The 25,317-nt window shown below is 47.9% G+C and carries 15 protein-coding genes and 1 pseudogene; 8 read left to right on the top strand and 8 right to left on the bottom strand.

Going from position 1 to position 25,317, the window contains the following annotated elements:
* Positions 1 to 177: 177 nt before the first annotated feature.
* The 3 genes from RGU75_RS07390 to putA all read right to left on the bottom strand — a co-directional run bounded on the left by RGU75_RS07390 (position 178) and on the right by putA (position 10,158).
* Positions 178 to 1,806, bottom strand: coding sequence for a GMC family oxidoreductase (locus RGU75_RS07390; RefSeq protein ID WP_322234497.1), 1,629 nt, complete (start codon positions 1,804 to 1,806; stop codon positions 178 to 180).
* Between the two features lie 2,044 nt (positions 1,807 to 3,850).
* Positions 3,851 to 5,854 carry an AsmA family protein gene (locus RGU75_RS07385; protein WP_322234495.1) on the bottom strand — a complete coding sequence of 668 codons (2,004 nt, stop codon included), beginning with the start codon at positions 5,852 to 5,854 and terminating at the stop codon, positions 3,851 to 3,853.
* Between the two features lie 566 nt (positions 5,855 to 6,420).
* Complete coding sequence (gene putA, locus RGU75_RS07380; RefSeq protein ID WP_322234493.1) at positions 6,421 to 10,158, bottom strand: trifunctional transcriptional regulator/proline dehydrogenase/L-glutamate gamma-semialdehyde dehydrogenase; 3,738 nt, start codon at positions 10,156 to 10,158, stop codon at positions 6,421 to 6,423.
* Positions 10,159 to 10,357: 199 nt separating this feature from the next.
* Here putA and RGU75_RS07375 point away from each other — a divergent pair, with 199 nt between their 5' ends.
* The gene (locus RGU75_RS07375) at positions 10,358 to 10,816 is read left to right on the top strand and encodes an Lrp/AsnC ligand binding domain-containing protein (protein ID WP_322234490.1); all 459 of its coding nucleotides are present in this window, start codon (positions 10,358 to 10,360) and stop codon (positions 10,814 to 10,816) included.
* 74 nt (positions 10,817 to 10,890) lie between these two features.
* Here RGU75_RS07375 and RGU75_RS07370 read toward each other — a convergent pair whose 3' ends face one another.
* Positions 10,891 to 11,922 (bottom strand): LacI family DNA-binding transcriptional regulator, encoded by a 1,032-nt coding sequence (locus RGU75_RS07370; RefSeq protein WP_322240316.1) that lies wholly within the window; start codon positions 11,920 to 11,922, stop codon positions 10,891 to 10,893.
* A gap of 719 nt (positions 11,923 to 12,641) precedes the next feature.
* Here RGU75_RS07370 and gntK point away from each other — a divergent pair.
* Positions 12,642 to 14,171 (top strand): gluconokinase, encoded by a 1,530-nt coding sequence (gntK, locus tag RGU75_RS07365; RefSeq protein ID WP_322240314.1) that lies wholly within the window; start codon positions 12,642 to 12,644, stop codon positions 14,169 to 14,171.
* 162 nt (positions 14,172 to 14,333) lie between these two features.
* Here the strand turns inward: gntK and RGU75_RS07360 are convergent.
* Both RGU75_RS07360 and RGU75_RS07355 read right to left on the bottom strand, forming a co-directional pair.
* Positions 14,334 to 14,729, bottom strand: a pseudogene (locus RGU75_RS07360) (VOC family protein).
* Positions 14,730 to 14,836: 107 nt separating this feature from the next.
* Complete coding sequence (locus RGU75_RS07355) at positions 14,837 to 15,799, bottom strand: LysR family transcriptional regulator (protein ID WP_322234488.1); 963 nt, start codon at positions 15,797 to 15,799, stop codon at positions 14,837 to 14,839.
* Positions 15,800 to 16,170: 371 nt separating this feature from the next.
* Between RGU75_RS07355 and RGU75_RS07350 the strand changes: the two genes are divergently transcribed.
* Complete coding sequence (locus RGU75_RS07350; RefSeq protein ID WP_322234486.1) at positions 16,171 to 16,491, top strand: hypothetical protein; 321 nt, start codon at positions 16,171 to 16,173, stop codon at positions 16,489 to 16,491.
* A gap of 13 nt (positions 16,492 to 16,504) precedes the next feature.
* Entirely contained in the window at positions 16,505 to 16,837 is a 333-nt protein-coding gene (locus tag RGU75_RS07345) for a DUF2798 domain-containing protein (protein ID WP_322234484.1), read from the top strand.
* Positions 16,838 to 17,171: 334 nt separating this feature from the next.
* On the opposite strand, the gene RGU75_RS07340 is transcribed toward RGU75_RS07345, so the two are convergent.
* Complete coding sequence (locus tag RGU75_RS07340) at positions 17,172 to 19,037, bottom strand: phosphoenolpyruvate carboxykinase (GTP) (RefSeq protein WP_322234483.1); 1,866 nt, start codon at positions 19,035 to 19,037, stop codon at positions 17,172 to 17,174.
* 420 nt (positions 19,038 to 19,457) lie between these two features.
* Here RGU75_RS07340 and RGU75_RS07335 point away from each other — a divergent pair, with 420 nt between their 5' ends.
* A complete protein-coding gene (locus RGU75_RS07335; protein WP_322234481.1) occupies positions 19,458 to 20,450 on the top strand; it encodes a D-2-hydroxyacid dehydrogenase family protein in 993 nt (330 codons plus the stop codon).
* Between the two features lie 16 nt (positions 20,451 to 20,466).
* Here RGU75_RS07335 and RGU75_RS07330 read toward each other — a convergent pair whose 3' ends face one another.
* Positions 20,467 to 21,234, bottom strand: a complete 768-nt coding sequence (locus RGU75_RS07330) for an L-asparaginase (protein WP_322234479.1) — start codon at positions 21,232 to 21,234, stop codon at positions 20,467 to 20,469.
* Positions 21,235 to 21,359: 125 nt separating this feature from the next.
* On the opposite strand from RGU75_RS07330, the gene RGU75_RS07325 reads away from it, so the two are divergent.
* From RGU75_RS07325 to RGU75_RS07315, 3 genes are read left to right on the top strand one after another with little or no spacing between them, the layout of a single operon-like run.
* Positions 21,360 to 22,130 (top strand): sorbitol dehydrogenase family protein, encoded by a 771-nt coding sequence (locus RGU75_RS07325; RefSeq protein ID WP_322234477.1) that lies wholly within the window; start codon positions 21,360 to 21,362, stop codon positions 22,128 to 22,130.
* Between the two features lie 2 nt (positions 22,131 to 22,132).
* Entirely contained in the window at positions 22,133 to 23,734 is a 1,602-nt protein-coding gene (locus tag RGU75_RS07320) for a GMC family oxidoreductase (RefSeq protein WP_322234475.1), read from the top strand.
* Positions 23,731 to 25,317 carry a cytochrome c gene (locus tag RGU75_RS07315; RefSeq protein ID WP_322234472.1) on the top strand — a complete coding sequence of 529 codons (1,587 nt, stop codon included), beginning with the start codon at positions 23,731 to 23,733 and terminating at the stop codon, positions 25,315 to 25,317. The genes RGU75_RS07320 and RGU75_RS07315 overlap by 4 nt, the downstream gene beginning before the upstream one ends.

Here is a 25,317-nt window from a genome sequence, read left to right as displayed (position 1 = left end):
CTGAAACTGGTTTGACGGATAGTACAGAGGACCAGAACACTGAGCAATACGTATAAGTACTAAACTCAAATCAACAACATTTTATGGTAATTTAAGCCACAGAAAATCGCGTGGTTACCAAGATGTTGGTTAAACTGTCGGTAACCCTGATTTGGCAAATCTAGCCGTAAGCCCGATCTATTCAGAAACCTTCTCCAAAATAAATTTAGCCGCCATTTCGGCAATCATAATAGTTGGTGAATTTGTATTTCCTGAAGTAATCGTTGGCATTATTGAAGCGTCTGCTACACGCAGTCTATTTACGCCAATTACACGTAATTTACTATCAACTACCGCTAATTTGTCTGTTACTTTACCCATCATGCAAGTACCGACGGGGTGAAAAATAGTCGTACCCACGTTGCCCGCAGCGCGAATCAGGTCTTCTTCGGTTTGAAAATCGTTACCCGGCATAAACTCTGCTGGTGCATATTTTCGCAATGCGGGGGCCGCAGCAATCTTTCTTGTTAACACTACAGAAGCCGCAGCTACTTTACGGTCAAGCTCGGTAGAAAGGTAATTTAACGTGATTTTCGGGGCAACCATAGGATCACCCGACGCGACCCGAATATGACCACGAGACGTTGGTCGCAAATTACAAACGCTGGCGGTAAATGCAGGAAAATTATGCAGAGGATCGCCGAATTTTTCCAATGATAATGGCTGCACGTGGTACTGCAAATTAGGTGTTTCCTGGGTGGAATCGGATTTAGCAAACGCACCTAACTGCGATGGCGCCATCGACATTGGACCGCTGCGTGACAGCAAATATTCAAATCCAATTTTCATTTTCCCGACCCAATTGCTCGCCATCATGTTGAGCGTCTTCACGCCCGAGACTTTAAATCCCATGCGAATCTGCAAGTGATCCTGTAAATTCTCTCCAACACCCGGCAAATCATGCACAACCGGAATATGGTTTTGCTGCAAGAGCGTGGCTGGGCCAATTCCCGAAAATTGTAAAATATGCGGCGAACCAATTGCTCCAGCACACAATAGAACTTCTTTAGCTGCTTCTGCCGACCATTCTTTGCCACCGCCTAAAAATTCAACACCTGTGCATTCCAAACCATTTTCACCGGCATTAATTTGAAGCCGTTTTACATGACAACCGGTCATGATTTCTAGATTTCCGCGGGTCGCTGCGGTACGTAAAAATGCTTTTGACGCATTCCATCGAATTCCACGCTTTTGATTGACATCAAAATAACCTACACCCTCGTTATTACCCTGATTGAAGTCATCCACTTTTGGGATACCCGTCTCAGCGGCGGCATCCCGAAAAGCATCCAGAATTTGCCATGACAATCGCTGTTTTTCCACTCTCCACTCTCCGCCCACTCCGTGAAAAGCGCTCGCTCCATTGTAGTGATCTTCACTTTTCTTAAAAAGTGGCAAAACATTTTCCCAACGCCAGGACGTATCACCAGTAATTGACGCCCATTGATCATAATCACGGGCTTGGCCTCGCATATAAATCATGCCGTTAATGGAAGAAGATCCACCAAGCACCTTTCCGCGTGGATAAATCAGGCTGCGATTGTTCAGTCCAGAATCAGGCTCAGTCCGATACAACCAATCGGTACGTGGATTATTAATGCAATAAAGATAACCTACCGGGATATGTATCCAAATGTAGTCGTCTTTTGCTCCCGCTTCAATCAATAGCACATTGACATTGGGGTTTCGTGTCAATCGATTAGCTAATACACAACCCGCAGTTCCTGCTCCAACAATAATGTAGTCGTACTTTCCTGCTACTTCCATTTGTCATCCTCATTTATAAGCTTGGTCGCTTAGTCTTTAAGACTCGTCCATCAGTTTTGTTGGCGGGCTTTTTATAAGTGGATATTAATTATTTTAATAATATGTTGCAATTAAGAAATATTATTTTAACGACAAGTCAAAGAGACTAATTTGACTCGACCATCAATTTGTAAAATCACATTCATACGATTTGGCAGGCCATCAAGTGTCATGTTTAAAAATCACTAACTTTTCACCTAAAAGAACGTGGGCTCATATCCTGTTTATTCATAAATGCTTATTTATCCACTTTGTTGCTTACTAGGAGCTTACCGACAACAAAAATATAGGCAAGCTATCCTTCTATTGGCAATAAGAAATGATTCCTTAAAGGAATAAATTGTTTTTTACAAACGGAATAAATGCTCGTTTTTGTTTTAAACGTTGCCAAAAAAAGTCGCTTTTACTCTTTTTTTCCTTATGTTTTTAATCTATAGATTTATATATATAAATAGTAGTAGTAGTTAACACCCTACTTTTCTGTGTACAAGTCAGAAATCTCATTTAAAAACAATGACTTAGGATAAGGATAAGTCCCTCTTAAACAATGTATTCATTAACCATAACTGGTGGATAAAAAAATGTTTATTAAGATTTAGTAGGTTGTACCCAACTTATTCATCTCGATATCCAAAGACTTATCCACAGACCTTAAAGCACTGGACCGATATAAGTTGATTCGCTTTCATGCGCTATTACGAATTCACTTAACTTTAATCTTGCCAGACATTTTTTGAACAGACGTTTTTGTCTAATCTTCGTCTTATATCGCTTACTTCAAAGTCGTATTAGTGTTTACTTGTTTATATATATAAATAGTAATAGTAGTTAACGACCACCTTTTCTGTGGATAACGTCAATTTTCTTTTTGTAAACAGCAACGTAGAACAAGGATAACGTCAGAGTAAACGCTGTACTACTTGAGAGCATCTGTTGAATAACAATTGCATATACCAAGAAACCCTCATTTTCCACAACTTATTCACTTGTTATCCACAGCTTTATTCAGAAAATTGCTTTTTTAATCCGGTATTAAGCTGAAAAATGTTTTTTTGATGTCGCTAAAGAAAATTTTATTCTTTTATCCCTTTTTCTACCTCTTTCAAAGCTAGAACAAAGCCATCTAGCGTTTAACTTGCACGGGCTACAGACCGATCAAAGCCAAGCTTTAAGCATATTTGCGAGTAAAACACATTTAAACAAACAGCTTACAAACAACTATTTGCAGAATTAAATTCTCAATAGGTCAGTTAAACGGATTTAACTGAGTGAAACACCTGGTTTTTGCTCTATTTTTTTGAAAAAATCTTTTTTATCTCTTTAGTTAACGATTTATAGATATAAATAGTAGTAATAGTTAACGACGACATTTTCTGTGGATAACAGCATAAATCTGTTTGTAAACATACTGTTAAAGAGTGAATAAAGCTTGAGTAAACGTTGTATGAGTAAAGGATAGTTGCTGAATAAAAAAGAAATGCGTCAACAATAACGAGATATCCCCATTAATAGATCGACATATCCACAGCCTTATCCACATTACTTCTATTCATTTAAAATATTAAGCACGACATCAGCCAGCACATCTGGTTAGTTCGCGTACGGCATATTGCATGTCAATTTGGGCTATTGGGGCTTTACCCAATGAGGCACTTAGTGCATAAAATCACCTAAGGCGATTCACATTTGGTGCAAATTTGCGAAGTAAGGAATCAAAATAAGGAGTCGAAATAGGAATGAAACGCTATAGAAGCCAGAATGAACGCTCTAAGCATCCGGGACGAACGATACAATCGCTTTTTGCACCTCAAGAAGCGATTGTCGAGCATTACCTGACCTTGAATTGCGCTCCGAATAGGAAAGCGCCTGACCGTCCGAAGGAAGCGCTTGGCGCGGAGGGCGTTTGCTGCAATTTTTGAAGGCGCTTAATGGAATGATTAGCGACTGCTATTTATAAGCCGAGTAAAACATGCTTAGACATCTAGTGAAAGTCTAGTTGTAAGTTTCAATGTGCTGACGGAGGTATCACAGGTTTAAGTTTGACTTCTGCAAGTAACGACGCGCAATCTGTCTGCTGGGTAGAGCCGATATTCACCAGTGGCAAGATCGCTGCGACCGGAAATAGAACGCCAAGCGCAATCGCGCTGCCAGCCTTTAATGCCAGGATACCCTTATCAACCCCTACATCTGGGTTTTTGAAGGTCCCAGCGACGTATAGAGGCGATCTGAAGGAAATTATGCGTAGACCTTTGCTTTTTGGTTTGACATTCAGCGCCATAACCTCGGTCTTCAGATTAATCTGACCATTGACGGTAATCATTGCATCATCCGTATCCAGTAGGAATGTTCGTGTCTGCATGACGCCATTGACAATCACAAAGTCGCTAGCCAGGCAATTGAGCTTTACCTGTTTATCGCCGAAGAGTTTAGACAGGACAACATTACCGACGTTCAGACCGGCTGCCTCCAGTATGAATTTACTCAGGGTTCCTTGGTTAATCAACGTTTTGAGTTCGCCGTTAGACGTCGCCATTAGCGCTGCAACAGAATTGCCCGTACCCATCAAGGCAGCATCACCATTGATCTCACCAAGGCTGGCGCGGGCTGACTCAAGGGTTGGGAAAAGACGATTAATTTTCAGGTGCCGAGCTGAAAGCGTTATTTTGGCCTTCATAACTTTACCGCTACCGTCCAGCCTGATGGTTGAAATCAGGTTTCCACCCGCTATACCGAAATCTAACGGCGTCAGTGATAGTTGGCTGTCTTTTAAATGGATATTCGTTTTGAGGTCTTGAATAGGCAGGGCCTCAGACCGGATGATTTTTTTAGCGGTAAATTTTACATCAGCATCGATACTGCCCCAACGAGATGTATCAAACTGCTCAGTCGGAAGCACTTTGTCGGCGGGTTGATTTGGTGCTACGCCTCGGTTAGCTTTACTTGCATTGGAATCTGCCCCGATTAACGGACCCAGGTCGACCAGGCGCAACTGATTTGATACCAATGTGCCCTTCAATAATGGTCTTGGATCTCGTGCCATATAATCGAGTGTCCCGGATAAATCGCTTGAACCGACGTGACCGTTAAAATTCTCGTAACGCCACTCGCCGCCGCCAGGCTTGACGTTGCCGATCAAGCGTCCTTCTGTGGAAAACGGAGGTGTTGCTGGCAATAAAATACCAGTCAACGGATACAAATCAGCCATACTTGTTGCGGATAGTGTTAAACGCAAATCGAGCGCGGCCAGATCGCTCGGTTTGGTTAAACTTCCTTTGATCGCGATGATGGTTTTTCCGATGTGCACGTCCGCTTCTAGTGGATAGGGCGCATTCACATTCTCCAGCGATAATACTGCGCCGGCTTTGCCTTTACCGCTGACTGCTGCTTTGTTAAAACTACCTTTTACACTCCAACCTAACCCATAACCCTCTTTTGTAGTGGTCGGCAGAGTCGCAATATGCGCGTCGATATCAATTTTTTTTATTGGACTCAGCAACCGTATCGTGCCTTGCGTTAACACCACTTTTTGCAGGTTTACTTTCCATTGGCTCGGCCCTGTTGAAGGAAAGGTCCAGTTATTCTTACCATCCGCAGATTGTTCAAGCATGACGACCGGCGTATCGAGTTGCAGGTTCGGAATGATGATGCGTTTTTCAAGTAGCGGTAGCGGCTGTAACGTAAAGGTGACCTGACCCACTTCAACCATATGCAGACCGGTTTTTGCCCAATCGGGGTTGGCCAGCACAATATTTTGCGCCGTAAGTTGTGGCCACGGAATCCATTTGTGCCAACTGGTTTCTTCTGTTTGCGGATTAAACCAATGTAATGACAAATCACCGTTAATTGCAAAGGGGCGGCCTGCAGCATCGCTAACGCGCTGATTTAGCCATGGGCGTGCCAGATTCCAATCGAAAGTCAGCATAAAAACCACGCATAACGCCAGCAGAATAAATAAGCCGCCGAGACACCATGAAAAAATTTTTAACAGGCGAAATTTGGTAGTAGTCATATCAATATGGGGATAAACATATGGGGTTAGACATGCTGCAAATTTCAATCGGAGAGTAAATCGTTAGCGTGGACTTATCACGTGAAAACTAGTCACTTGGTCGATGTGCACACATCAAACTCTCAGGCAGCGAATGCAATATATCTTTCAGCACTACCATGTTAAAAGCATGGTTTTTTGCGGTGCCGTCGTGCGATGTTAGGTAGTAAAAAGAGTATTTTGAGTCTTTATTCAGCCTATTTAACCAGATTAATAGCTTGAAGAAAAGCAATGTTTACGCATGAACCTATTACGATAATATCGGATGTCTACGAATTTATACATGCCTAAATCAGAGATTAGTGTCAGATGGCGTCGCTAAAGTGATTCATAAAAAGATGATTAGCATCGATTCACGCCGCTTAGGTGCATAGCCAGTAAAACAGCGCGGCAATAAAGTTCACGTTTAAAGATGAATGTCACCAATGCCTAATATCGACGTTCTGTGCAATTTCACAAATAAAAAAGGCCATCGCTTTAAACGATGGCCCCGCGAGCACGCAATAAAGCCAGAAGAGGTTGAAGCCTTAAGCTTCTAACGTCATCAAACTGGCATTTCCTCCCGCTGCGGTAGTATTCACGCATAGGGCGCGTTCGGCCACTAATCTCCACAATGGAATTGGTGCATATTCCGATGTTTCAAGTACTGGCACAAGAGCACCTTCGCGGGCAGCCAATAACGGATACAGTCGCTCCAGATCGGCAGCATCAACCAGGGCAAAATGTAACGCGATAGTATTTTTATCGGCACGGTCAGTCGTATTGCTAACCGTGTCAATGATACGAATAGTGTCGTGTACAGCTTTTGGTAATCCGCTTGGTATTAAAGCATATGATGCCGCTTCGATGATTGGTGTGTTGCCAGTAGCAAGTACGGCTGCGAGCTGATTTAACATGACTGCGACCGTCCGTGCACTGCATAACACCGCACCGCGGGGTGCGAACGACAGCGTATTACGCTCACCCGTTGGTCCCGGCAAGACCATCGATGTTCCAAGCCAGCTATGATGAATATATTCCTGACCTAACGCGGCAATACGTTGATGGCCGTGCGTTTTTGCCCAGCCCAATAAGGATTGCAATGCTGACGTGCCTTCTTGAACAATCGTATTGGCCTCGTGAATGGTATGCGCGCCTAAATTAGCTTCGGCGTTGCGCTGCAGACGTTTCAGGTATAACGGGCCACCCGCTTTTGGACCGGTCCCTGATTTACCTTCTCCACCGAACGGTTGCACGCCCACTACTGCGCCAACAATATTCCGATTGACGTAAATATTACCGACATGTGCACTGCGTGAAATGAAATCGATAGTTTCATCAATGCGCGAATGCACCCCAAGCGTGAGCCCATAACCGCTCTCATTAATCGCGTTAATGAGCTGCGGTAACTGTTCGCGGGCATAGCGCAAAACATGTAATACCGGACCGAAAACTTCGTGTTTCAATTCACCCAGCGAACCAATTTCAATCAAAGTTGGGGATACAAATGTGCCATGGTTTTCTGCCTCAGATAATGGCAATTGAAAGAAGTCTTTTGCTGTCACCTTCATCTTATCAATATGCACCAATAATTTTTCTTGCGCTTCAGCATCAATAACTGGGCCGATATCGGTAATCAGACGATCGGGATTGCCAATACACAATTCTTGCATTGCACCTTTCAGCATATGGATTGTTTTGTCTGCGATATCATTTTGCAAACATAAAACGCGCAAGGCAGAACAGCGTTGGCCAGCGCTATCAAAAGCCGAACTCAGCACGTCAACCACGACCTGTTCCGGAAGTGCACTGGAGTCCACAATCAATACATTTTGACCGCCGGTTTCAGCAATGAATGGCAGATCAACTTTTTCCTTCGTTGCGCGATCTGCAAGCGTGCGATTAATCAATTGCGCAACTTCCGTTGACCCAGTAAAAATAACGCCTTTTACACGTGGATCAGCGGTTAATCTGGCACCCACGGTATCACCACGACCCGGCAATAATTGCAGGGCAGCACGTGGAATACCAGCTCGATGCAACAATTCTACTGCTCGTGTGGCGATCAATGGCGTTTGCTCAGCCGGTTTAGCAAGTACGACATTTCCTGCTGCCAGCGACGCGCTGATTTCACCAACAAAAATTGCTAATGGGAAATTCCATGGACTGATGCACACTACTGGACCAAGCGCCAACGCGTTTTGCGTATGACGAATTTGGGCGGCGTAATAACGTAAAAAATCAACCGCTTCACGCACTTCAGCAACGCCATTGGGTAACGATTTTCCAGCTTCACGGATAGCCAGCGCAATCAATTCAAACTGATTTTCTTCAAACAAATCGGCAGCTCGCATTAACACCTCTGCCCGATCTGCGGGCTTCCTTGTTTGCCAGTCCATGGCGTAAGATGTTGCTACATGCAGAGCGGTTTCAATGTCATCAGCGCTAGCCTCGACTACGGTACCAACGATATCGCGATGATCGGCCGGATTCAAAATTTTCTGGGCTTCGCGTGTTGCCGTAACTGTAGTTTCCTCACCAACTTGATCGACGGCAAGTAAAGGTTTGGCTTGCCATTGATTGCTGCGGAATTGCTGAAATGCGGTATCGATGTCACGCAAAACATCTTCGTTGCTGAGATCAACACCAGCCGAATTTTTTCTTTCAGCGCCATACAATGCACGCGGCAATACGATATTGGCATGCGGTTCACCGCCGAGCTTACGGGATTCTTCCAATGGATCAGCAATCAGCATATCGATGGAAACATTTTCGTCCACGATTTGATTAACAAACGACGAGTTCGCACCATTTTCCAGCAAGCGACGCACCAGATAAGCCAGCAGTGTCTGATGCGATCCGACGGGCGCATAAATTCGGCATGGTTTGTTCAGATTTTGTTTTCCCACGACTTGATCATAGAGCGTCTCACCCATACCGTGCAGGCATTGAAATTCATAATCGTTAATCCCTTTTTCTTCTGCCCAGCAATAAATAGTCGCCAATGTCCGCGCGTTATGTGTGGCGAATTGTGGGTAAAGTACATCCGTTGCAGCTAATAATTGTTGGGCGCACGCAAGGTAGGAAACATCGGTATAGACCTTGCGGGTGTAGACCGGATAGCCGGGCATGCCATCGACTTGCGCACGTTTAATCTCAGCGTCCCAGTACGCGCCCTTAACTAGTCGTACCATAAACTTTTGACCGCTGCGGCGCGCCAGATCAGCCAGATAATCGATGACGAACGGGCAGCGCTTTTGATAACCTTGTACGACGTAGCCAATACCCTCAAAACCGGCAAGGTCAGGATCGAAAGCCAACGCTTCCATTAAGTCCAGAGAAAGTTCAAGTCGATCAGCTTCTTCGGCATCAATATTCAAACCAATGTCGTATTGCTTGGCTAACAGCAACAGCTTTTTTAGGCGTGGCAGTAATTCAGTCAGCGTGCGATGCTTTTGAGCACGTGAATAGCGTGGATGCAGGGCGGATAATTTTACCGAAATCCCTGGACCATCTTTGATCCCACGACCATTCGAGGCGCGGCCGATAGCGTGAATCGCTGTTTCATAGGAAACATAATACGCAGCCGCATCTTCTTCGGTTAATGCGGCTTCACCCAACATATCGTATGAGTAGCGATAACCGCGTTTTTCATTGTCGCGGCTGTTGACGAGCGCTTCGGCGATGGTTTGCCCCGTGACAAATTGGTTGCCCAGCATTCGCATAGCGACGTCTACACCCTTGCGGATTAGCGGTTCACCGCCTTTGCTGATGAGTTTGGTCAGCGCCGAACCGAGACCGCGCTCGCTATTGGTGCTGACTAATTTGCCAGTGATCAGAAGGCCCCAGGTGGCTGCATTGACGAACATTGATGGCGATTCGCCCAGATGACGACGCCAGTCACCTTTGCTGATTTTGTCGGCGATTAATCGGTCTGCGGTCTGATGATCGGGAATGCGTAATAACGCTTCAGCAAGGCACATTAGCGCCACGCCCTCTTCTGACGACAATGAAAATTCATGCATTAACGCGTCTACACCCGACGCACGTGTACGTTTGTCGCGCACCGATTGCACCAGTTTGCTCGCCAGTTGGGCACTCGCCACTCTTGCGCTCGAACTATCTTCCACCTGGCCTAGCAACCATTGCACCGCAAGCGATTCATCACGGCGATAGGCGGCGGTGATCGCTGAACGCAAAGGCGATGGATTGCGAATCACTTCAGCATGAAATTCGGTGAAGGGGATTGCGCCCAGCGAGGAAGTCAACGTGGATTGCGTCGGCATGGTATTTTCTCAAAATAGGTAAAAAAACAATAAAATAAGGGAGGAACGGGTAGAATTGCTGAATAATGCTAAGTGCAGGCGAATCGTTCGATTGTAGGCGGCATCACGATGGATTTATTCTGGTAATACAGGTCTCTATCAAAATTTTGTTATTAATGCGAAAATTTAACCGAATAAAATTCTTCCGGAAACAAGCAAAATGCTAGATAAAATAAGCAAAAAAATTCTATCCGAATTGCAAAACGATGGCCGGATTAGCAATGTAGACTTGTCAGGGCGCGTCAATTTATCACCAGCGGCTTGTCTCGAGCGCGTACGTAAATTGCAGGATGCTGGTTACATCATGCATTACACGGCTCAACTCAATCCCCAACTTCTGGATGTCGCGTTGCTCGTGTTTATTGAAGTGGTCTTGGATCGTACGACCCCGGAGGTGTTTGATGCCTTTAGCAAAAGCGTACAGGTAATCCCAGAGGTTTTAGAGTGCCATATGGTCGCCGGCGGCTTTGATTATCTGGTTAAGGCGCGGGTAAAAGACATGAACGCTTATCGCGAGTTTTTGGGGAAATCGTTATTACAGCTGAAAGGTGTGCGTGAAACCCATACTTACGCAGTGATGGAAGAAGTAAAACATACCACAAAGTTGCCAATTCGATAGTCTTGATACTCTCAGAACTTATGCTAAAACGCCCTGGCGGGGGGCTTTCCCAAAGCACCCACGCTGGCGATTTTTCAGGTGCTTCCTCTAATTGCCAGTTCAAAGCCGAGATCTATTCGGGCTTTTTCTATCGGTTTGCCTTTTAACGTTTTCAGTAAGAGTTCGGCGGCGACGTAACCGATGTCGTAGCGTGGCGTGACGATTGTGGTAATTGCCGGAATGGATTGGGCGGCCCACGGCAGATCATTAAAACCAACGATGGCCATTTGCGCTGGCACTGCAATGCCACGGCGCTGACATTCAAATAGCACCCCAAGGGCCAAGTCATCGTTGCAACAAAATACCGCGTCGCAATTCGGGGTCTGCGCCAGAATTTTGGCGAGTAACTGCGCGCCAAGTTCGATGGTCGAAGGTACTGGCAACAGAATTTCCAGATTCGGATTCAGTCCAGCTTCCATCAAACCTTTTCTAAAACCTTCGCGCCGTTTCATTGACCTGGGATCTAGCTGGGCTGCCATAAACGCGGGACGTTGATAGCCGCGCTCGATGAAATGTCTGGCAACACTGTAGCCCGCTTTTTTTTGCGAAAAGCCGACGGTCAGATCATGACTGCTTTTGCTAAGATCGTACATTCGGACTGCCGGAATATTATTGGATGCCAACATCACTCGCGCAGATTCTTGCTGCTCAATACCTGTGAGCAAAAAACCGTCTGGCGCATGCGCCATATAGGTTGCGATCAGTTCACTTTCTTTATCGGCAGAGTAGCGACTCTCTCCAATTAAAAATTGATAACCTGCTTGTCCGAGGCAATCGCGAATTCCACTGAGCGTATCGATAAAAACCGCATTGGTCAACGACGGTACGATGACACCGATTACGTGCGACTTCGATGACGCCAACGTGCTTGCGGCCTGGTTCGGCACATAACCTAGTTTTTTGATTACGGTGGTAATGCGATCACGTAAATTTTGCTGGACAGAAGCAGGAGATTTGATTGATCGCGACACCGTCATTGGGCTGACATTCGCAGCCTTTGCCACGTCCGTAATGGTCACTCTGCCGGTGGAACGTCCGCGACGTGCGAGGTTGATTTTTGCACTCACCGCTTCCGTATCCTGTTTTGTGGTTTGTTTTGTCGCTTGTTTTTTTGTACTCAAGATACTATTTTTTTCGTTTTTACCTATTATCAGGGTTTCTGCTTTAGTCATATAGTGCGTTCTATTTCTGTGAATTGACCGGTCCGCGCTAACAAGTTTTTTACTTAAAAGTTGATCTTACGCGCTTTAGCACTGGCTTTATCGTCTATTTTCGAGTGTTGTGATGTTGTTGTAATTTTCAGGATTAGATAAATTTTAATACCTGACCAAGAAACGCTTATCGGGGTCATTGAGCGAGATCGGTTTTGTTTTTTATAAGATTCTCTGGAAAGCAAATTAACAGAGAAAATAACCAAACTATTTTCGGACACAATTTGACAGAAAATAACGAGTCGTCCAAGATACGCCATTAAATGATAGCGCTACCAAACTGTTCATTAGTATACATTTTAGAGCCTATCGTTTTGACCGCAACACAGGTTAGAATTGTTTGATGATGGCTTTAGTGATAGTAATGTTGATAGCAATGGCGATAGTTGACCTGAAAGTAACGGCTATACCATCCGACGCTATTGGTTGAAGTAGATGCTTTTGTGCATTATGAATTAAAGAACAAATTCCGAGGAAATACGATGTCACTCCAATCAACACAGAACACAGCACCTATGGTGCAACGCAATATTAAAAATAATCAAAGAAGTGTTGAGGAAAATACTCAGGAATTTATGCTCGGTGTGGATATCGGCACGACCAGTACCAAAGCCGTGTTGTTCAGGATAAATGGTCAAGTTGTGAGCCAATTTGCGGTGGAGTATCCCTTAATATCAACAGCAGCAGATATGGCCGAGCAAGATCCGGCACAAATCTACGCAGCCGTCTTGACCAGTATCGCGCAGGCCGTCAAACAAGCCGGGATCAGCGCGCATGTGCGTCCTGCGGAAATTGTTCTGGTCTCTTTTAGCGCTGCCATGCATAGCGTGATTGCGATCGACAAAAATGATCAGCCGCTGACCAACAGTATTACGTGGGCCGATAATCGGGCTGGCGCATGGGCCAACAAAATTCGTGACGAAATGGACGGTCATGCGATTTATTCTCGGACCGGAACGCCGATTCATCCCATGTCGCCGTTATGCAAATTGATGTGGTTGCGGCATGATCAGCCGGATGTTTTTTCGCGTAGTGCACGTTTTGTCGGCATTAAAGAATACGTGATGCATCGCATGTTCGGACAATGGCTGGTCGATCATTCCATCGCCTCTGCGACCGGTATGTTTAATTTGTTTGAGATGGATTGGGACAAGGCTGCGCTGGCATTGATCGGGGTTGACAGAGCACAACTGTCGCAACTGGTTCCGACTACACATCGTTTAGACGATTTGCCAGCAACCTTGGCACAGCAACTCGGCTTAATGACCACAACGCCGTTTATTATCGGTGCGAATGACGGCGTTTTGTCCAACCTCGGCGTCAATGCGATTGCGCCCGGACAGGTTGCGGTCACTATCGGCACATCCGGTGCGATGCGCACAGTGGTTGAGCGTCCTGTGACCGATCCGGCGGGCCGTACTTTTTGCTATGCATTGACCGAAAACCATTGGGTAGTTGGTGGACCGATTAACAATGGTGGCAGTATTTTACGGTGGGTGCGAGACGAGTTAGCGACGCAAGAAGCGGCCGAGGCATTGCGTTGCGACCGCGACCCTTACGAAGCGTTAATGGACATCGCGCAACAAGTCAGGGCTGGTGCTGATGGTCTGCTATTTCATCCCTATCTGGCTGGTGAGCGCGCGCCATTATGGAATGCCGATGCCCGCGGCTCATTCTTCGGATTGGCATTGCACCACGGTAAGCCGCAGATGATTCGCGCTGCATTGGAAGGCGTCATTTTCAGCTTGTATAGCATTTTGCCGGGAATCGAAGAGTTGATCGGACCGACCAGGCGTATGATGGCGACCGGTGGTTTCGCCCGTTCTGCGCTTTGGCGCCAAATGATGGCAGATATTTTTGATCGGGAAGTGGTGGTGCCGGAAAGTGTTGAGTCGTCGTGCCTCGGCGCGGCTGTATTGGGTTTATACGCGTTAGGCCGCATATCCTCGCTTGAGGCGATTGCCGATATGGTGGGATCGACCCATCATCATCAACCGCATCCCGAAAGTGTGGCGATTTATAAACAATTATGGCCGATTTATGCCGCTATTCCACAGCAACTTTCACAGCAATATCGTCAACTGGCTGCGTTTCAGCGGCAATAACGGTTGCGGAGTAATTTGTATGACGATTGGCTTGGTCGGATGATGGATGATGGATGATTTGGAGGTCGCTCTGTACTGTTCGGCGTAATTAAATGGGAACGAGCGACTGCCGAATCTTTACCATCCGTAGGGCAGCTTTATCGTCGATATTCACTGGTCAACTTACTCCGCGCGATGACATACCGCTTCAACGCGATTGCCTGCAGGATCAATCAAAAAGGCGCCGTAATAATCGGGATGGTAATCAACCCGTAAACCTGGTGCGCCATCATCACGACCACCCTGTTCCATTCCTGCGTGGTAAAAGCCACGAACTTGCTCGCGGGTCTTTGCCTTAAAGCACCAGTGGCGTTTGTTATTGAAGTTGGCATCTGGCTATAAATAAATAGCGAGATAGGTGTGAGAATCTTCGCCCGCATGGCAACGTGTTCCATAACCCATGGCATCGTCGAGATCGTAGACCTTCTCGACGCCTAAGGCACACATGATCGCGTCGTAAAAAGGTCTGGCAGTAGCAAAGTCGGGAACCGCAATGGAAACGTGATCTAACACCGACATATTGACCTCAATCTCTTTTGCCTCAACTATTGCGCGAACAAATAGATCGCTTTTATTTGCTCACTATTGTTGCAATTTATTTGCAGTTTATTTGCAATTACTCGCTATTACTTTTTCTCGACAATTTCCTGCGTAAATTTCGCGTGAGCTGTTGCCGCCAGATGGGCGCGTAACCATTTGTGCGCAGGATTGCGCACGTCGCGCTCATGCCAAAGCATGTCGACATCCACGGCCGGCGTGGCAAAGGGAAGCTCACGTGCCACCAGCACGTCGGTCATTCCGGTGGCGCCAATTAAATGGCGTGGTAATACGGTAACAAGATCTGAACTGGCAACTACCCGGCCAGCCGTGAAAAATTGATTTACCGTGAGCAAAATCCGGCGCTTGCGATTTAAGCCCGTTAATATTTCTTCGATCAACCCATGCGCCCGGCCAGAAAAACTGACCAGTAGATGATGCGCCTCGCAATACCCATCCAGCGTGAGCGGAACTTGTGCCAGCGGATGATCCTTACGCATGACACACACGTATTCGCCCGTATATAAGCGTTCGTGGTGCACCGGTGAGGCAGAAGTGGTCTGACTACCGGCTAACTGCGCTGTCACGCCGGGGAAAAAACCAATTGCCAGATCAACATCACCACGCAATAACATTTGGCGTGGATCACGTGTGGTTAGCGGGACCATTCTGATATTCAGTTGCGGTGCTTCTTGTTCAATGGTGCGCACCAGCGACGGCAACCATAGTGCTGCTGTTGCATCAGCCATTGCCATTTGAAAGGTAGTGTGCGCCCGCGAGACGTCAAATGTTTCGGGGGTAATTGCCGTTTCCAGATCAGTCAGCGCACGTCGTACCGATGGCCATAGTTCTTCTGCATATTGGGTCGGTTTGACCCCGTGTGCGGTGCGTATCAGCAGTTCGTCATTGAGCGAATAGCGCAAGCGCTTGAGCGCGTTGGAGACTGCTGGTTGTGTCATTGCCAGACGACTGGCGGCCCGAGTGAGATTTTGCTCAGTCATTATTGCGTCGAATACGCGCAGTAAATTTAAATCAAGCGTCAGAAAGCTCATGTTCGGGCCAGGGTCAGTTATCGAGTGTCAGTAATGATAATCCGGTTAATAGCGGGCTATCGATAGTTTAGATGCAAAATAAGTGCATTCATTAAGTGTATAACTGTTGAGAAAAAGGGGCTAATACAATTTCGAGAGTTTTATAAATATATTGCGATGCAATATGATGCTTATCAAAAGTCTAATATGATTGTTTGATCATCAACGGACTGATGAAAACCTATTGGTGAATTTCTACTTTTCAGCGAAATTTTGCTTAAGAAGGTATACGCAAGAGACATAACAGATATCCAAAATCACGATTGGATCAGTGGTCCGGCAAATAATATACTGCAATGCACAAGATCAATATTATTAACAAGCCAGATATCATGTCATTTTTAGCCTTTACTTCCTCCGCCGCTTTATTAGATTCTCCGTTGATGCGCCTTGCCGGAGAAACCGCCAGCACGTTGGTGTGGCCGATCATCGGATTGTGTGTTGCGATAGTGCTGGGCATGATATTTAAACCGTTATTACGCGGCCTTTTTCGCGCGGCGTTGTTACTAATCAAGCCACGCAAATCGTTGGAAAGTCGCATAGCAGAAAACAAGATGGTCGGCCGCAAGTTGGCGCGGCGCATGGCAAATGATGAGGCGGGTAGCCAACCAAGTCTGGCCGCTGAACTACGTTTGTTAGCAAGTAGTAACTAGTTCTGGAGGCGATATGGGGCGGCACACCTATTCGGATCGAGAGCAACAGTTTGCCTCGATAGATAAGCGACAAATAGCAATTCGCCCGCCCAAGCCTAACGCTAATGCGTGGCCAAAGTCTCGCAGTCTGGCGTCAATGTTGCCTTCTTTTGTTTTATCCTGTGTATTGACCGGCTTAATGTCGGCTTTGATGCGGTTGATGTGGTTTGGTGTTGAGGGACATTTTTTCAGCACCTGGATCGAAAATTGGCTGACTTTATGGCCAATCGCATTTCCGATCATGTATGTGTTGCACGCGCCGTTGCAGAAACTGGCGGCGTATATCTCGCCCCATTCGACAGTCTAAGTTGCTGTTGTAGTAATTTTGGAAGCGTAATTTTTTGATCGTTTTTGCATCATCGTTTTGTACGGTATCTGGCACAACCCTAACACTTTTTTTGCCTCACCGAATGTCTCCTCCATCCTCCCCGGGTGGATTCTACCCACCACGCGGTGCGCTGGTGGGTTTTTTTTGCCCGTCTTGCAAGTGTGCGTTGTGATGTGAGAATTGTGGTTTAAGTAATATTTAGTGAAAATATATTAAAAAAATATATATAGATCCCTTTAAAAAGCAAAAAAGCGCAACCGGACCTCGATTGCGCTTATGGGATTACTTTGGCACAGTGGATGCCATCAAACGGTTACTGCGCGAGACGTTTTTCTAGTGCCGCTTTGACCTCTGCCAGTTCCTTTGGCAGGTGATACTTCAGTTTCTCGAATAACTCGGTGTGCAGCGCAGTTTCGGCCTGCCATGCAGCTTTATCTATCGATGTAATTCGATCGAATTGCTGTTCGCTAAACGCAAGACCATCCCATTGCAAATCGCTAAACTGTGGTGTTGTTCCGAATAGATGTTCCACGCCGCCAGCATTGTTATCCAGGCGGTCCAGCATCCATTTCAAGACTCGCATGTTGTCGCCAAATCCAGGCCAGATGAATTTGCCGTCGTCATCGGTTTGGAACCAGTTGACGCAGAAAATCTTCGGCATCTCCGCTGGAGAAGCGGCAATCTTGCGCCCCATATTTAACCAATGCTGGAAATAGTCGCTCATGTTGTAGCCGATGAACGGCAGCATCGCAAACGGATCACGGCGCACCACGCCTTGCTGACCGACTGCCGCAGCAGTAGTTTCCGAGCCCATGGTAGCCGCCATGTATACGCCTTCGACCCAGTTACGCGCCTCTGTAACGAGTGGCACGGTAGTCGAACGGCGTCCACCGAAGATAAATGCAGAAATCGGTACGCCGGCAGGATCATCCCAAGCCGCATCAATGACCGGATTTTGTGTCGCAGCGACCGTAAATCGGGCATTCGGATGAGCGGCTTTCGCGCCAGTTTCTTTGGCGGTTGCCGGTGTCCAATCCTTACCCTGCCAGTCGATCAGATGCGCCGGTGCTTCTTTGGTCATGCCTTCCCACCAGACGTCGCCATCGTCGGTTAAAGCGACGTTGGTGAAGATGGTGTTGTCTCGCATTGACGCCATGCAATTGAAGTTGGTTTTTTCGTTAGTGCCGGGAGCGACGCCAAAATAACCCGCTTCTGGATTGATGGCATATAAGCGACCATCGGCACCCGGTTTGATCCAGGCGATATCATCACCGATAGTGGTGACTTTCCAGCCCTCAAAACCGACCGGTGGAATCAGCATTGCAAAGTTGGTCTTACCGCATGCCGATGGAAATGCAGCGGCCACATAGTGTTTTTTGCCGGCAGGAGACTCTACGCCAAGAATGAGCATGTGTTCTGCCAGCCAGCCAGCATCACGCCCCATGTTCGAGGCGATACGCAGCGCAAAGCATTTTTTGCCGAGTAAAGCATTGCCGCCGTAGCCTGATCCATACGACCAGATTTCACGCGTCTCAGGGTAGTGAACGATGTATTTTGTCGGATTGCAAGGCCACGCCACGTCCTTTTGACCGGCTTGCAGCGGCGCGCCAACTGAGTGCACGCACGGTACAAATTCGCCATCGGTGCCCAACACGTCGTACACCGCTTTGCCCATGCGCGTCATGATGCGCATATTGACCGCCACATACGGGGAGTCGGAGAGTTCAACCCCGATATGGGCGATATCAGAGCCGAGCGGACCCATCGAAAACGGCACCACGTACATAGTCCGACCTTGCATGCAGCCCTCGAATAAGCCTGCCATGGTGATCCGCATTTCAGCTGGATCGGTCCAGTTATTGGTCGGACCGGCATCTTCTTTTTGTGCAGAACAAATAAAGGTGCGATCTTCCACGCGGGCGACATCCGAAGGATCGGAACACGCCAGATAACTATTTGGTCGCTTGGCCTGATTCAGCTTTTTCATGGTGCCAGCAGCGACCATTTCAGCGCACAGTTGATCGTACTCTTCTTGAGAGCCGTCGCACCAATGAATGGCTTCTGGTTTGGTCAGCGCTGCAATCTCGTTTACCCAGTTAATCAGTTTTTGCTGTTTGACAAAGGCTGGCGGCGTAACGGCCAGGGCGCGTAATATGTGAGCGCTGTAAGGGTGATTCATAAAACTACCTCCAATATAGAAATTTTAGAAATGTTTGGGTGCAATGGCAGGCCGCCGCTTCATGATCACTGGCCGGCAATATTCTCGGGTTGGCGGCGACGCTACTTAACTTTGGTTTTTTATCTTTTAAAACAAAAGCATGTGTTTTATCTGTGTTCTATATTCGGTAAAAATGGACTCTTTTCAAACTTGCCGAGCATTAAACTGTGATGCTGTACCATCCCTTTATCGGTGTGTTTATGTTATTTTTCTATGGTGCAGATCGGCAATTACTGGCAAGTAGGTATTAATTGTACACTCGAATTGTAGTAATAATGACCAACTAATGTAGTAAGGTATTTGCGGTTTTGCGTATGCCGTTGCTTTATTACGAGATCGTGAATTTATGACTCCCTCAAATCTTTCCTCGCGAAAAATAATATGAAAATAGCCATACTTGACGATTATCAAGATGCCGTCAGACATCTCGAATGTTTTGCATTATTACAAGATCATGAAGTGAAGGTATTTACCAACTCTGCGCGTGGAAGCGGCCAGTTAGCGATACGTCTCGCCAGTTTTGAGGTTTTGGTTCTCATTCGTGAGCGGACGGTACTTTCTAAAGCGCTACTACAAAAATTACCCCATTTGAAGCTCATCTCTCAAACCGGAAAAGTAAGTGGTCACATCGATGTAGACGCCGCTACAGCGTTAAATATTGCCATTACAGAGGGATCTGGTGACCCGACTGCACCAGCTGAATTGACTTGGGCATTAATTATGGCGGCGGCACGACGGATACCGCAATACGTGCATAATTTACAACAAGGTTTGTGGCAAACGGCATCGTCAGAACCGCAATTCAACGGTCTCGGTGTTGCCTTGAAAGGGCGCACGTTAGGGGTGTGGGGATACGGAAAAATTGGTCGTATGGTGGCCGGTTATGGAAAAGCATTCGGTATGCGCGTGATGATCTGGGGCCGCGATGCCAGCCGTGCTGCCGCGCTGGAAGATGGCTATCTGGTCGCCAGTTCAAAGGAGCAGTTCTTTGCCGAAGCGGATGTTTTGTCGCTCCATCTGCGCTTGAACGAGGCAACCCGTGGAATCGTCACAGCAGAAAATTTAGCAGGTATGAAGCCGACCGCGATTTTTGTTAATACTAGCCGTGCCGAATTGGTGGCGACTGACGCTTTGTTGCCAGCACTGCAACAAGGACGCCCCGGTTTTGCGGCGCTTGATGTGTATGAGTCCGAGCCTTTGAAGCACGATAGCCCTTTGCTAAAAATGGACAACGTGTTGGCCTCGCCGCATTTAGGATACGTAGAAAAAGACGGGTATGAATTATATTTCCGTACTGCGCTACAGAACGTCGTGGACTTCGCTAACGATACGCCAGAGAACGTATTAAATCCTGCTGCGTTAGCGAATCGCTAACTATAGACCGCCGCGCTTAATCGTAAAGCTTAAGCGTGATGATATTGTTCTGTATCTCGGTGCGTCTGGCGCCGTGCCACAACCTTGCCCATCCTGGCGGCCACGGCAATGCCGGTCCGCTGTATTCCGGTACTCCGCTACGGACCGGGATAACCGGCAAGCTATCCGGCATGCTTGCAGCCTTTGCCGCGTGCCCGCCTGCGCCGTTCGCATCCCAAGCCAGACTAAACGCATAATCCGGCAATAACGCATCACAAATCGTGGCGAACCAACGCGTGTGCTCTTCATCATCGCCCAACGCTTGTGCAAAGCCTTGCGGGTCGAATTGCGCCAGTGAACTGGCAAGTTCACTGGCCGAGGCTCCGGGATTGTCGCCCCATCCCAGAATCGGATTAAAGTTGTAATCAGCGCCCGAGCCATACCATCCCTCGCGTCGTGGTCGCTCCAGCCAGTTATGGCGGCCACAAAATAAATGCCAGCGCCAATGCATGCCGGAGGGTTTCGGCCAAGTGTATAAATACAAACGCTGATAACCGGCGTTGTGTAACTCACGCAGCATCGCCATCAGGCGCGCATGCGGCATCCGATCCGGCGGGGCATGTCGAAACAGTATCGGTTCGCCATCTGCATGTTGGATCTCGTCCGAGGACAAATTTAGATCAAGCGTGCGTATTTCGCTACCGAAACGCGCCGAAATCCAACCGGTCAGCAAATTGACCGTGACGATAACGCCATATCCACGATAGCGATGAAAGATGACTGTGCCGGGGGCTATAGGTTTCATGAACTAAATTGCATTAATGAAAGTCAAAGGGAAATGTCATCTAAAAATGTTAGCAAAAGGTCCCGCAATTAAAAAGCTCCCGTCAGTATAATCGGATCATCCACAAGGCAGAAAGGACTCGCCACATGAAGCCACGTCCAGATCACTCAATCGACCAACGATCAAGCCAACACGGCACGCCAGCCAACAATCAACCAGACGGTCCATCCAATAGTCATTTTGATAATTCGGATAATAATCGCGCTTACCATCAAGGTAGCCATCAAAGCGACCATCAATTCCTCAAGCGTAACCTTCCTGGCGACACGCATGCAACCCCTTATAATGATTTAAGCGTTACTACATCGCCCTATCGCCTTAATCGACGCGATCTGTTTTTGCTGGCGGGTGCAAGCTTTGCCGTGATAAGTCTGCCACGCTGGTTACAGCAAGCCTCGGCGCAAACAACAACTAGCGTCACCACAGCACCTAATCTGAAAACTCAGCAGCAGAGTGATTTTCTTGCCTTATCTGCATTGCTTACCGCCAAACTGAAACCTAATTCGGCAGTCAGCGCGCGCCTTTATGCGGTGCTCAGTGCGCAATTCGTTGAGTTCGAAAAGCATTCCGCTGATCTATGGCAATTTGTGCAGATCAAAAAAATCAATGATGTTGATGCGTTGGTTGGAGCGGTTGCTGATAACGCTGACCTGAGCAAGGTTTTGCATCAAATCGTCAGTGCCTGGTATTTGGGTGTCGTTGGTAGCGGCGTGCAGGCAAAAGTGATTGCATTTGATCAAGCCCTCATGTTTGATCCGGTACGCGATGCCGTGGTGGTGCCGACTTATTGTCGTGCTGCTCCCGGCTATTGGGTGAAAAAGCCCGCGCAACTAGTGGCCATGAAAGCGAGGGTATAAGGATGGCTGATAATTTATCTGCAGACGTCGTCGTAGTCGGTTCCGGCGTGGCTGGCGCGCTGGTCGCGCATCAATTGGCGAAGGCTGGCATCTCGGTGCTGGTGTTAGAGGCCGGGCCACGGCTGGAGCGTTGGCGCATTGTTGAAAACTATCGCAATACTGCCAGCAAAGATGACTTCATCTCGCCTTACCCTTCGACCAAATACGCGCCGCATCCAGAATACTCGCCAGAAAACAATTATCTGATCCTTAAAGGCGAGCATAAATACAACTCGCAATACATCCGCGCGGTCGGCGGTACGACATGGCATTGGGCGGCGGCGGCATGGCGTTTTTTGCCTAATGATTTCAAGATAAAAGATCTTTACGGCGTGGGTCGAAACTGGCCGATCAGCTACGACGAATTAGAGCCTTATTATTATCGTGCTGAAGTAGAACTGGGCGTTTCCGGCCCTAACGATGGCACCGATCTTGGCTCCCCGCGCAGGCAGCCGTATCCAATGGATCATCTGCCGTTGTCGTGGAATGACCAGCGCTTTAGCGCCGTCGTCAATGCTAACGGTCACAAAGTGGTGTCTGAACCGGTGGCACGTAATAGTCGCGTCTATGACACACGTCCCAACTGCTGCGGCAACAATAACTGCATGCCGATTTGCCCGATTGCCGCTATGTACAGCGGCATTATTCACGTCGAAAAAGCGGAGCAAGCTGGTGCCAGAGTGCTACCGAACGCCGTGGTGTACCGTATCGAAGTCGATAGCAAGGACCATGTCACGGCGGTGCATTACAAAGATCCCGATGGCACGACCTACCGAGTGACGGGAAAATATTTTGTGCTGGCGGCAAATGGTATTGAAATTCCAAAGTTAATGCTGATTTCGACCGATGATAAACATCCGAATGGCATGGGCAACAGTTCTGATCAGGTTGGTCGCAACTTGATGGACCATCCCGGTACGGGTGTTACTTTTCTTGCCAACGAAGACATGTGGCCGGGACGTGGGCCGATTGAAATGACGTCCATAGTCGATATGCGAGATGGCGCTTTTCGATCAGAATATGCAGGTAAAAAACTCCATTTAAACAACATGGCGCAGACCAATCACGCAGCGCAGGCTGCGTTGCAGCAAGGATTGGTCGGCTCAAAACTGGACGCAGAAATTCGTCGTCGGGCAGCCCGCACTGTCAATCTCAACAGTTTCCACGATATTTTGCCTAATCCCGATAACCGCATACGCGCCAGCACTGAAAAACGCGACGCGCTTGGGATTCCGCAACCTGAGATTACCTACGCCATCGATGATTATGTAAAAAAAAGCGCGGTCCTGACGCATGAAACCTATGCCAGTATCGCCGCCATGTTTGGCGGAACCGAGGTCAAATTCGAGGATGATTTCGCCCCGAATAACCATATTATGGGTGCCACGATTATGGGCGGCGATCCACGCGATTCGGTGGTTGACGCCCATTGCCGGTCGCACGATCACGAAAATTTATTCATCGCCAGCAGCGCCGTGATGCCGGTTGCAGGAACAGTCAATTGCACGCTGACCCTTGCCGCCTTATCGTTGCGCATCGCTGATACCTTGAGGACAGTCCTATGAAAACGGCTCCTTATGTTAAATCCTTATTAGTGTCGTTATCGATGAGCATCGCTTTGGGTGTGGCAACTTACTCAGTCTTGCCTGTGACGATTGCGGCTGTCGTCACGTCGGTACCGCAGGTGGCGGCCGATGTGGTGGTGTCTGACGGGACTTCACGCGCATCGGCGGCAGCGATGGCTACGGCGACCAATCCGGCCAGCAGTGCCGATCAGATCAAGCGCGGAGAGTATCTGGCGCTAGCTGCTGACTGTATCGCCTGTCATACCGTAGACAAAGCCAAGCCGTTTGCCGGTGGCTATCCGTTAGCGACGCCATTCGGCACCATTTACGGGCCGAATATTACGCCTGACAAAGAAACCGGTATCGGCACCTGGACTGACGAAGAGTTTATCCGTGCGCTGCATCTCGGTATCGGAAAGCACGGCGAACACCTCTATCCCGCTTTCCCGTACACCTCATTTACCAAACTTTCACGCGACGATGTTTTAGCAATCAAGGCGTATTTATTCAGTTTGCCCGCCATTAACCAAAAAACACCGGAAAACAAGCTACCGTTTCCACTCAATCAGCGCGAATTGCTGGCGGGCTGGAATTTGTTTAATTTCACACCAGGACGTTGGCAGCCCGATCCCGCCAAAAGTGTGGAATGGAACCGTGGCGTGTATTTAGTTGAAGGACTGGCGCACTGCCAGGAATGTCATACCCCGCGCAATATCACGATGGGCGTCAATAGCAAGCTCGCCTTTAGCGGTGCCCAATTGGGTGGCTGGACAGCCTATAACATTACGCCGGATGCCGTCAGCGGTGTGGGCGGCTGGAAGGACGCCGAACTGGTGCAATATTTGCAAACCGGCGTGGTGCCAGACAAAGCTTCCGCTGGCGGTGGCATGGCCGAGGCGATCGAACACAGCCTGCAATATCTCACCGATGCCGATGTGAAGGCGATAGTGACTTATTTGCGCAGCGTTCCGGCGATCCATAATGAAGGCGATCTCAAGCCGCGCTACGCGTGGGGAGCGCCATCCCAAGATGACGCAGATTTACGCGGTATCGCGCTAGTATCGAATAGTATTGTCGCGTCCGGTGGCGCAGAGTTGTTTAGTGGAAATTGTGCGAGCTGTCACTCAGCCAGCGGTTCCGGCGTAGTGGGTGGTTACTATCCATCGTTATTTCACAACACCGTGGTGGGCGCGCGGGACCCGAGCAATCTCCTCATGGTGATCCTTAACGGCGTGTCACGTAACGGAAAGAGCAACGGAAAGAGCGACGAGGCTTTCATGCCGGGATTTGCCCAACATCTGACTGATCCGCAGATTGCCTTATTGAGCAATTATGTTCTGAAGCAATACGGCAATCCGGACGGTGCGACGATAACGGCAGATCAGGTAAAAATACAACGCCAGGGCGGTCCCACGTCACCGATAATAGCGTTGCTGCCGTGGGGAATGGGTCTCGGCGGTTTAATATTGCTTTACCTGATTTATCTGTTCTCACGGCGCGGTGGACGTAAAGCCGGTCGTCGTGAAATACAGCGCACTAATACCAATGACCAACATACCCAGCCACCAAAAAAGGAAAGTTAA

The sequence above is a fragment of the Glaciimonas sp. CA11.2 genome, assembly GCF_034314045.1.
GTDB lineage: Bacteria > Pseudomonadota > Gammaproteobacteria > Burkholderiales > Burkholderiaceae_D > Glaciimonas.
This window is presented reverse-complemented; position numbering and strand designations above follow the sequence as displayed.

Coding starts and splice junctions, on each gene's coding strand:
- RGU75_RS07390 (WP_322234497.1), bottom strand. CDS start 1,806: ATGGAAGTAGCAGGAAAGTACGACTACATTATTGTTGGAGCAGGAACT.
- RGU75_RS07385 (WP_322234495.1), bottom strand. CDS start 5,854: ATGACTACTACCAAATTTCGCCTGTTAAAAATTTTTTCATGGTGTCTC.
- putA (WP_322234493.1), bottom strand. CDS start 10,158: ATGCCGACGCAATCCACGTTGACTTCCTCGCTGGGCGCAATCCCCTTC.
- RGU75_RS07375 (WP_322234490.1), top strand. CDS start 10,358: ATGCTAGATAAAATAAGCAAAAAAATTCTATCCGAATTGCAAAACGAT.
- gntK (WP_322240314.1), top strand. CDS start 12,642: ATGCTCGGTGTGGATATCGGCACGACCAGTACCAAAGCCGTGTTGTTC.
- RGU75_RS07355 (WP_322234488.1), bottom strand. CDS start 15,799: ATGAGCTTTCTGACGCTTGATTTAAATTTACTGCGCGTATTCGACGCA.
- RGU75_RS07350 (WP_322234486.1), top strand. CDS start 16,171: ATGTCATTTTTAGCCTTTACTTCCTCCGCCGCTTTATTAGATTCTCCG.
- RGU75_RS07345 (WP_322234484.1), top strand. CDS start 16,505: ATGGGGCGGCACACCTATTCGGATCGAGAGCAACAGTTTGCCTCGATA.
- RGU75_RS07340 (WP_322234483.1), bottom strand. CDS start 19,037: ATGAATCACCCTTACAGCGCTCACATATTACGCGCCCTGGCCGTTACG.
- RGU75_RS07335 (WP_322234481.1), top strand. CDS start 19,458: ATGAAAATAGCCATACTTGACGATTATCAAGATGCCGTCAGACATCTC.
- RGU75_RS07330 (WP_322234479.1), bottom strand. CDS start 21,234: ATGAAACCTATAGCCCCCGGCACAGTCATCTTTCATCGCTATCGTGGA.
- RGU75_RS07325 (WP_322234477.1), top strand. CDS start 21,360: ATGAAGCCACGTCCAGATCACTCAATCGACCAACGATCAAGCCAACAC.
- RGU75_RS07320 (WP_322234475.1), top strand. CDS start 22,133: ATGGCTGATAATTTATCTGCAGACGTCGTCGTAGTCGGTTCCGGCGTG.
- RGU75_RS07315 (WP_322234472.1), top strand. CDS start 23,731: ATGAAAACGGCTCCTTATGTTAAATCCTTATTAGTGTCGTTATCGATG.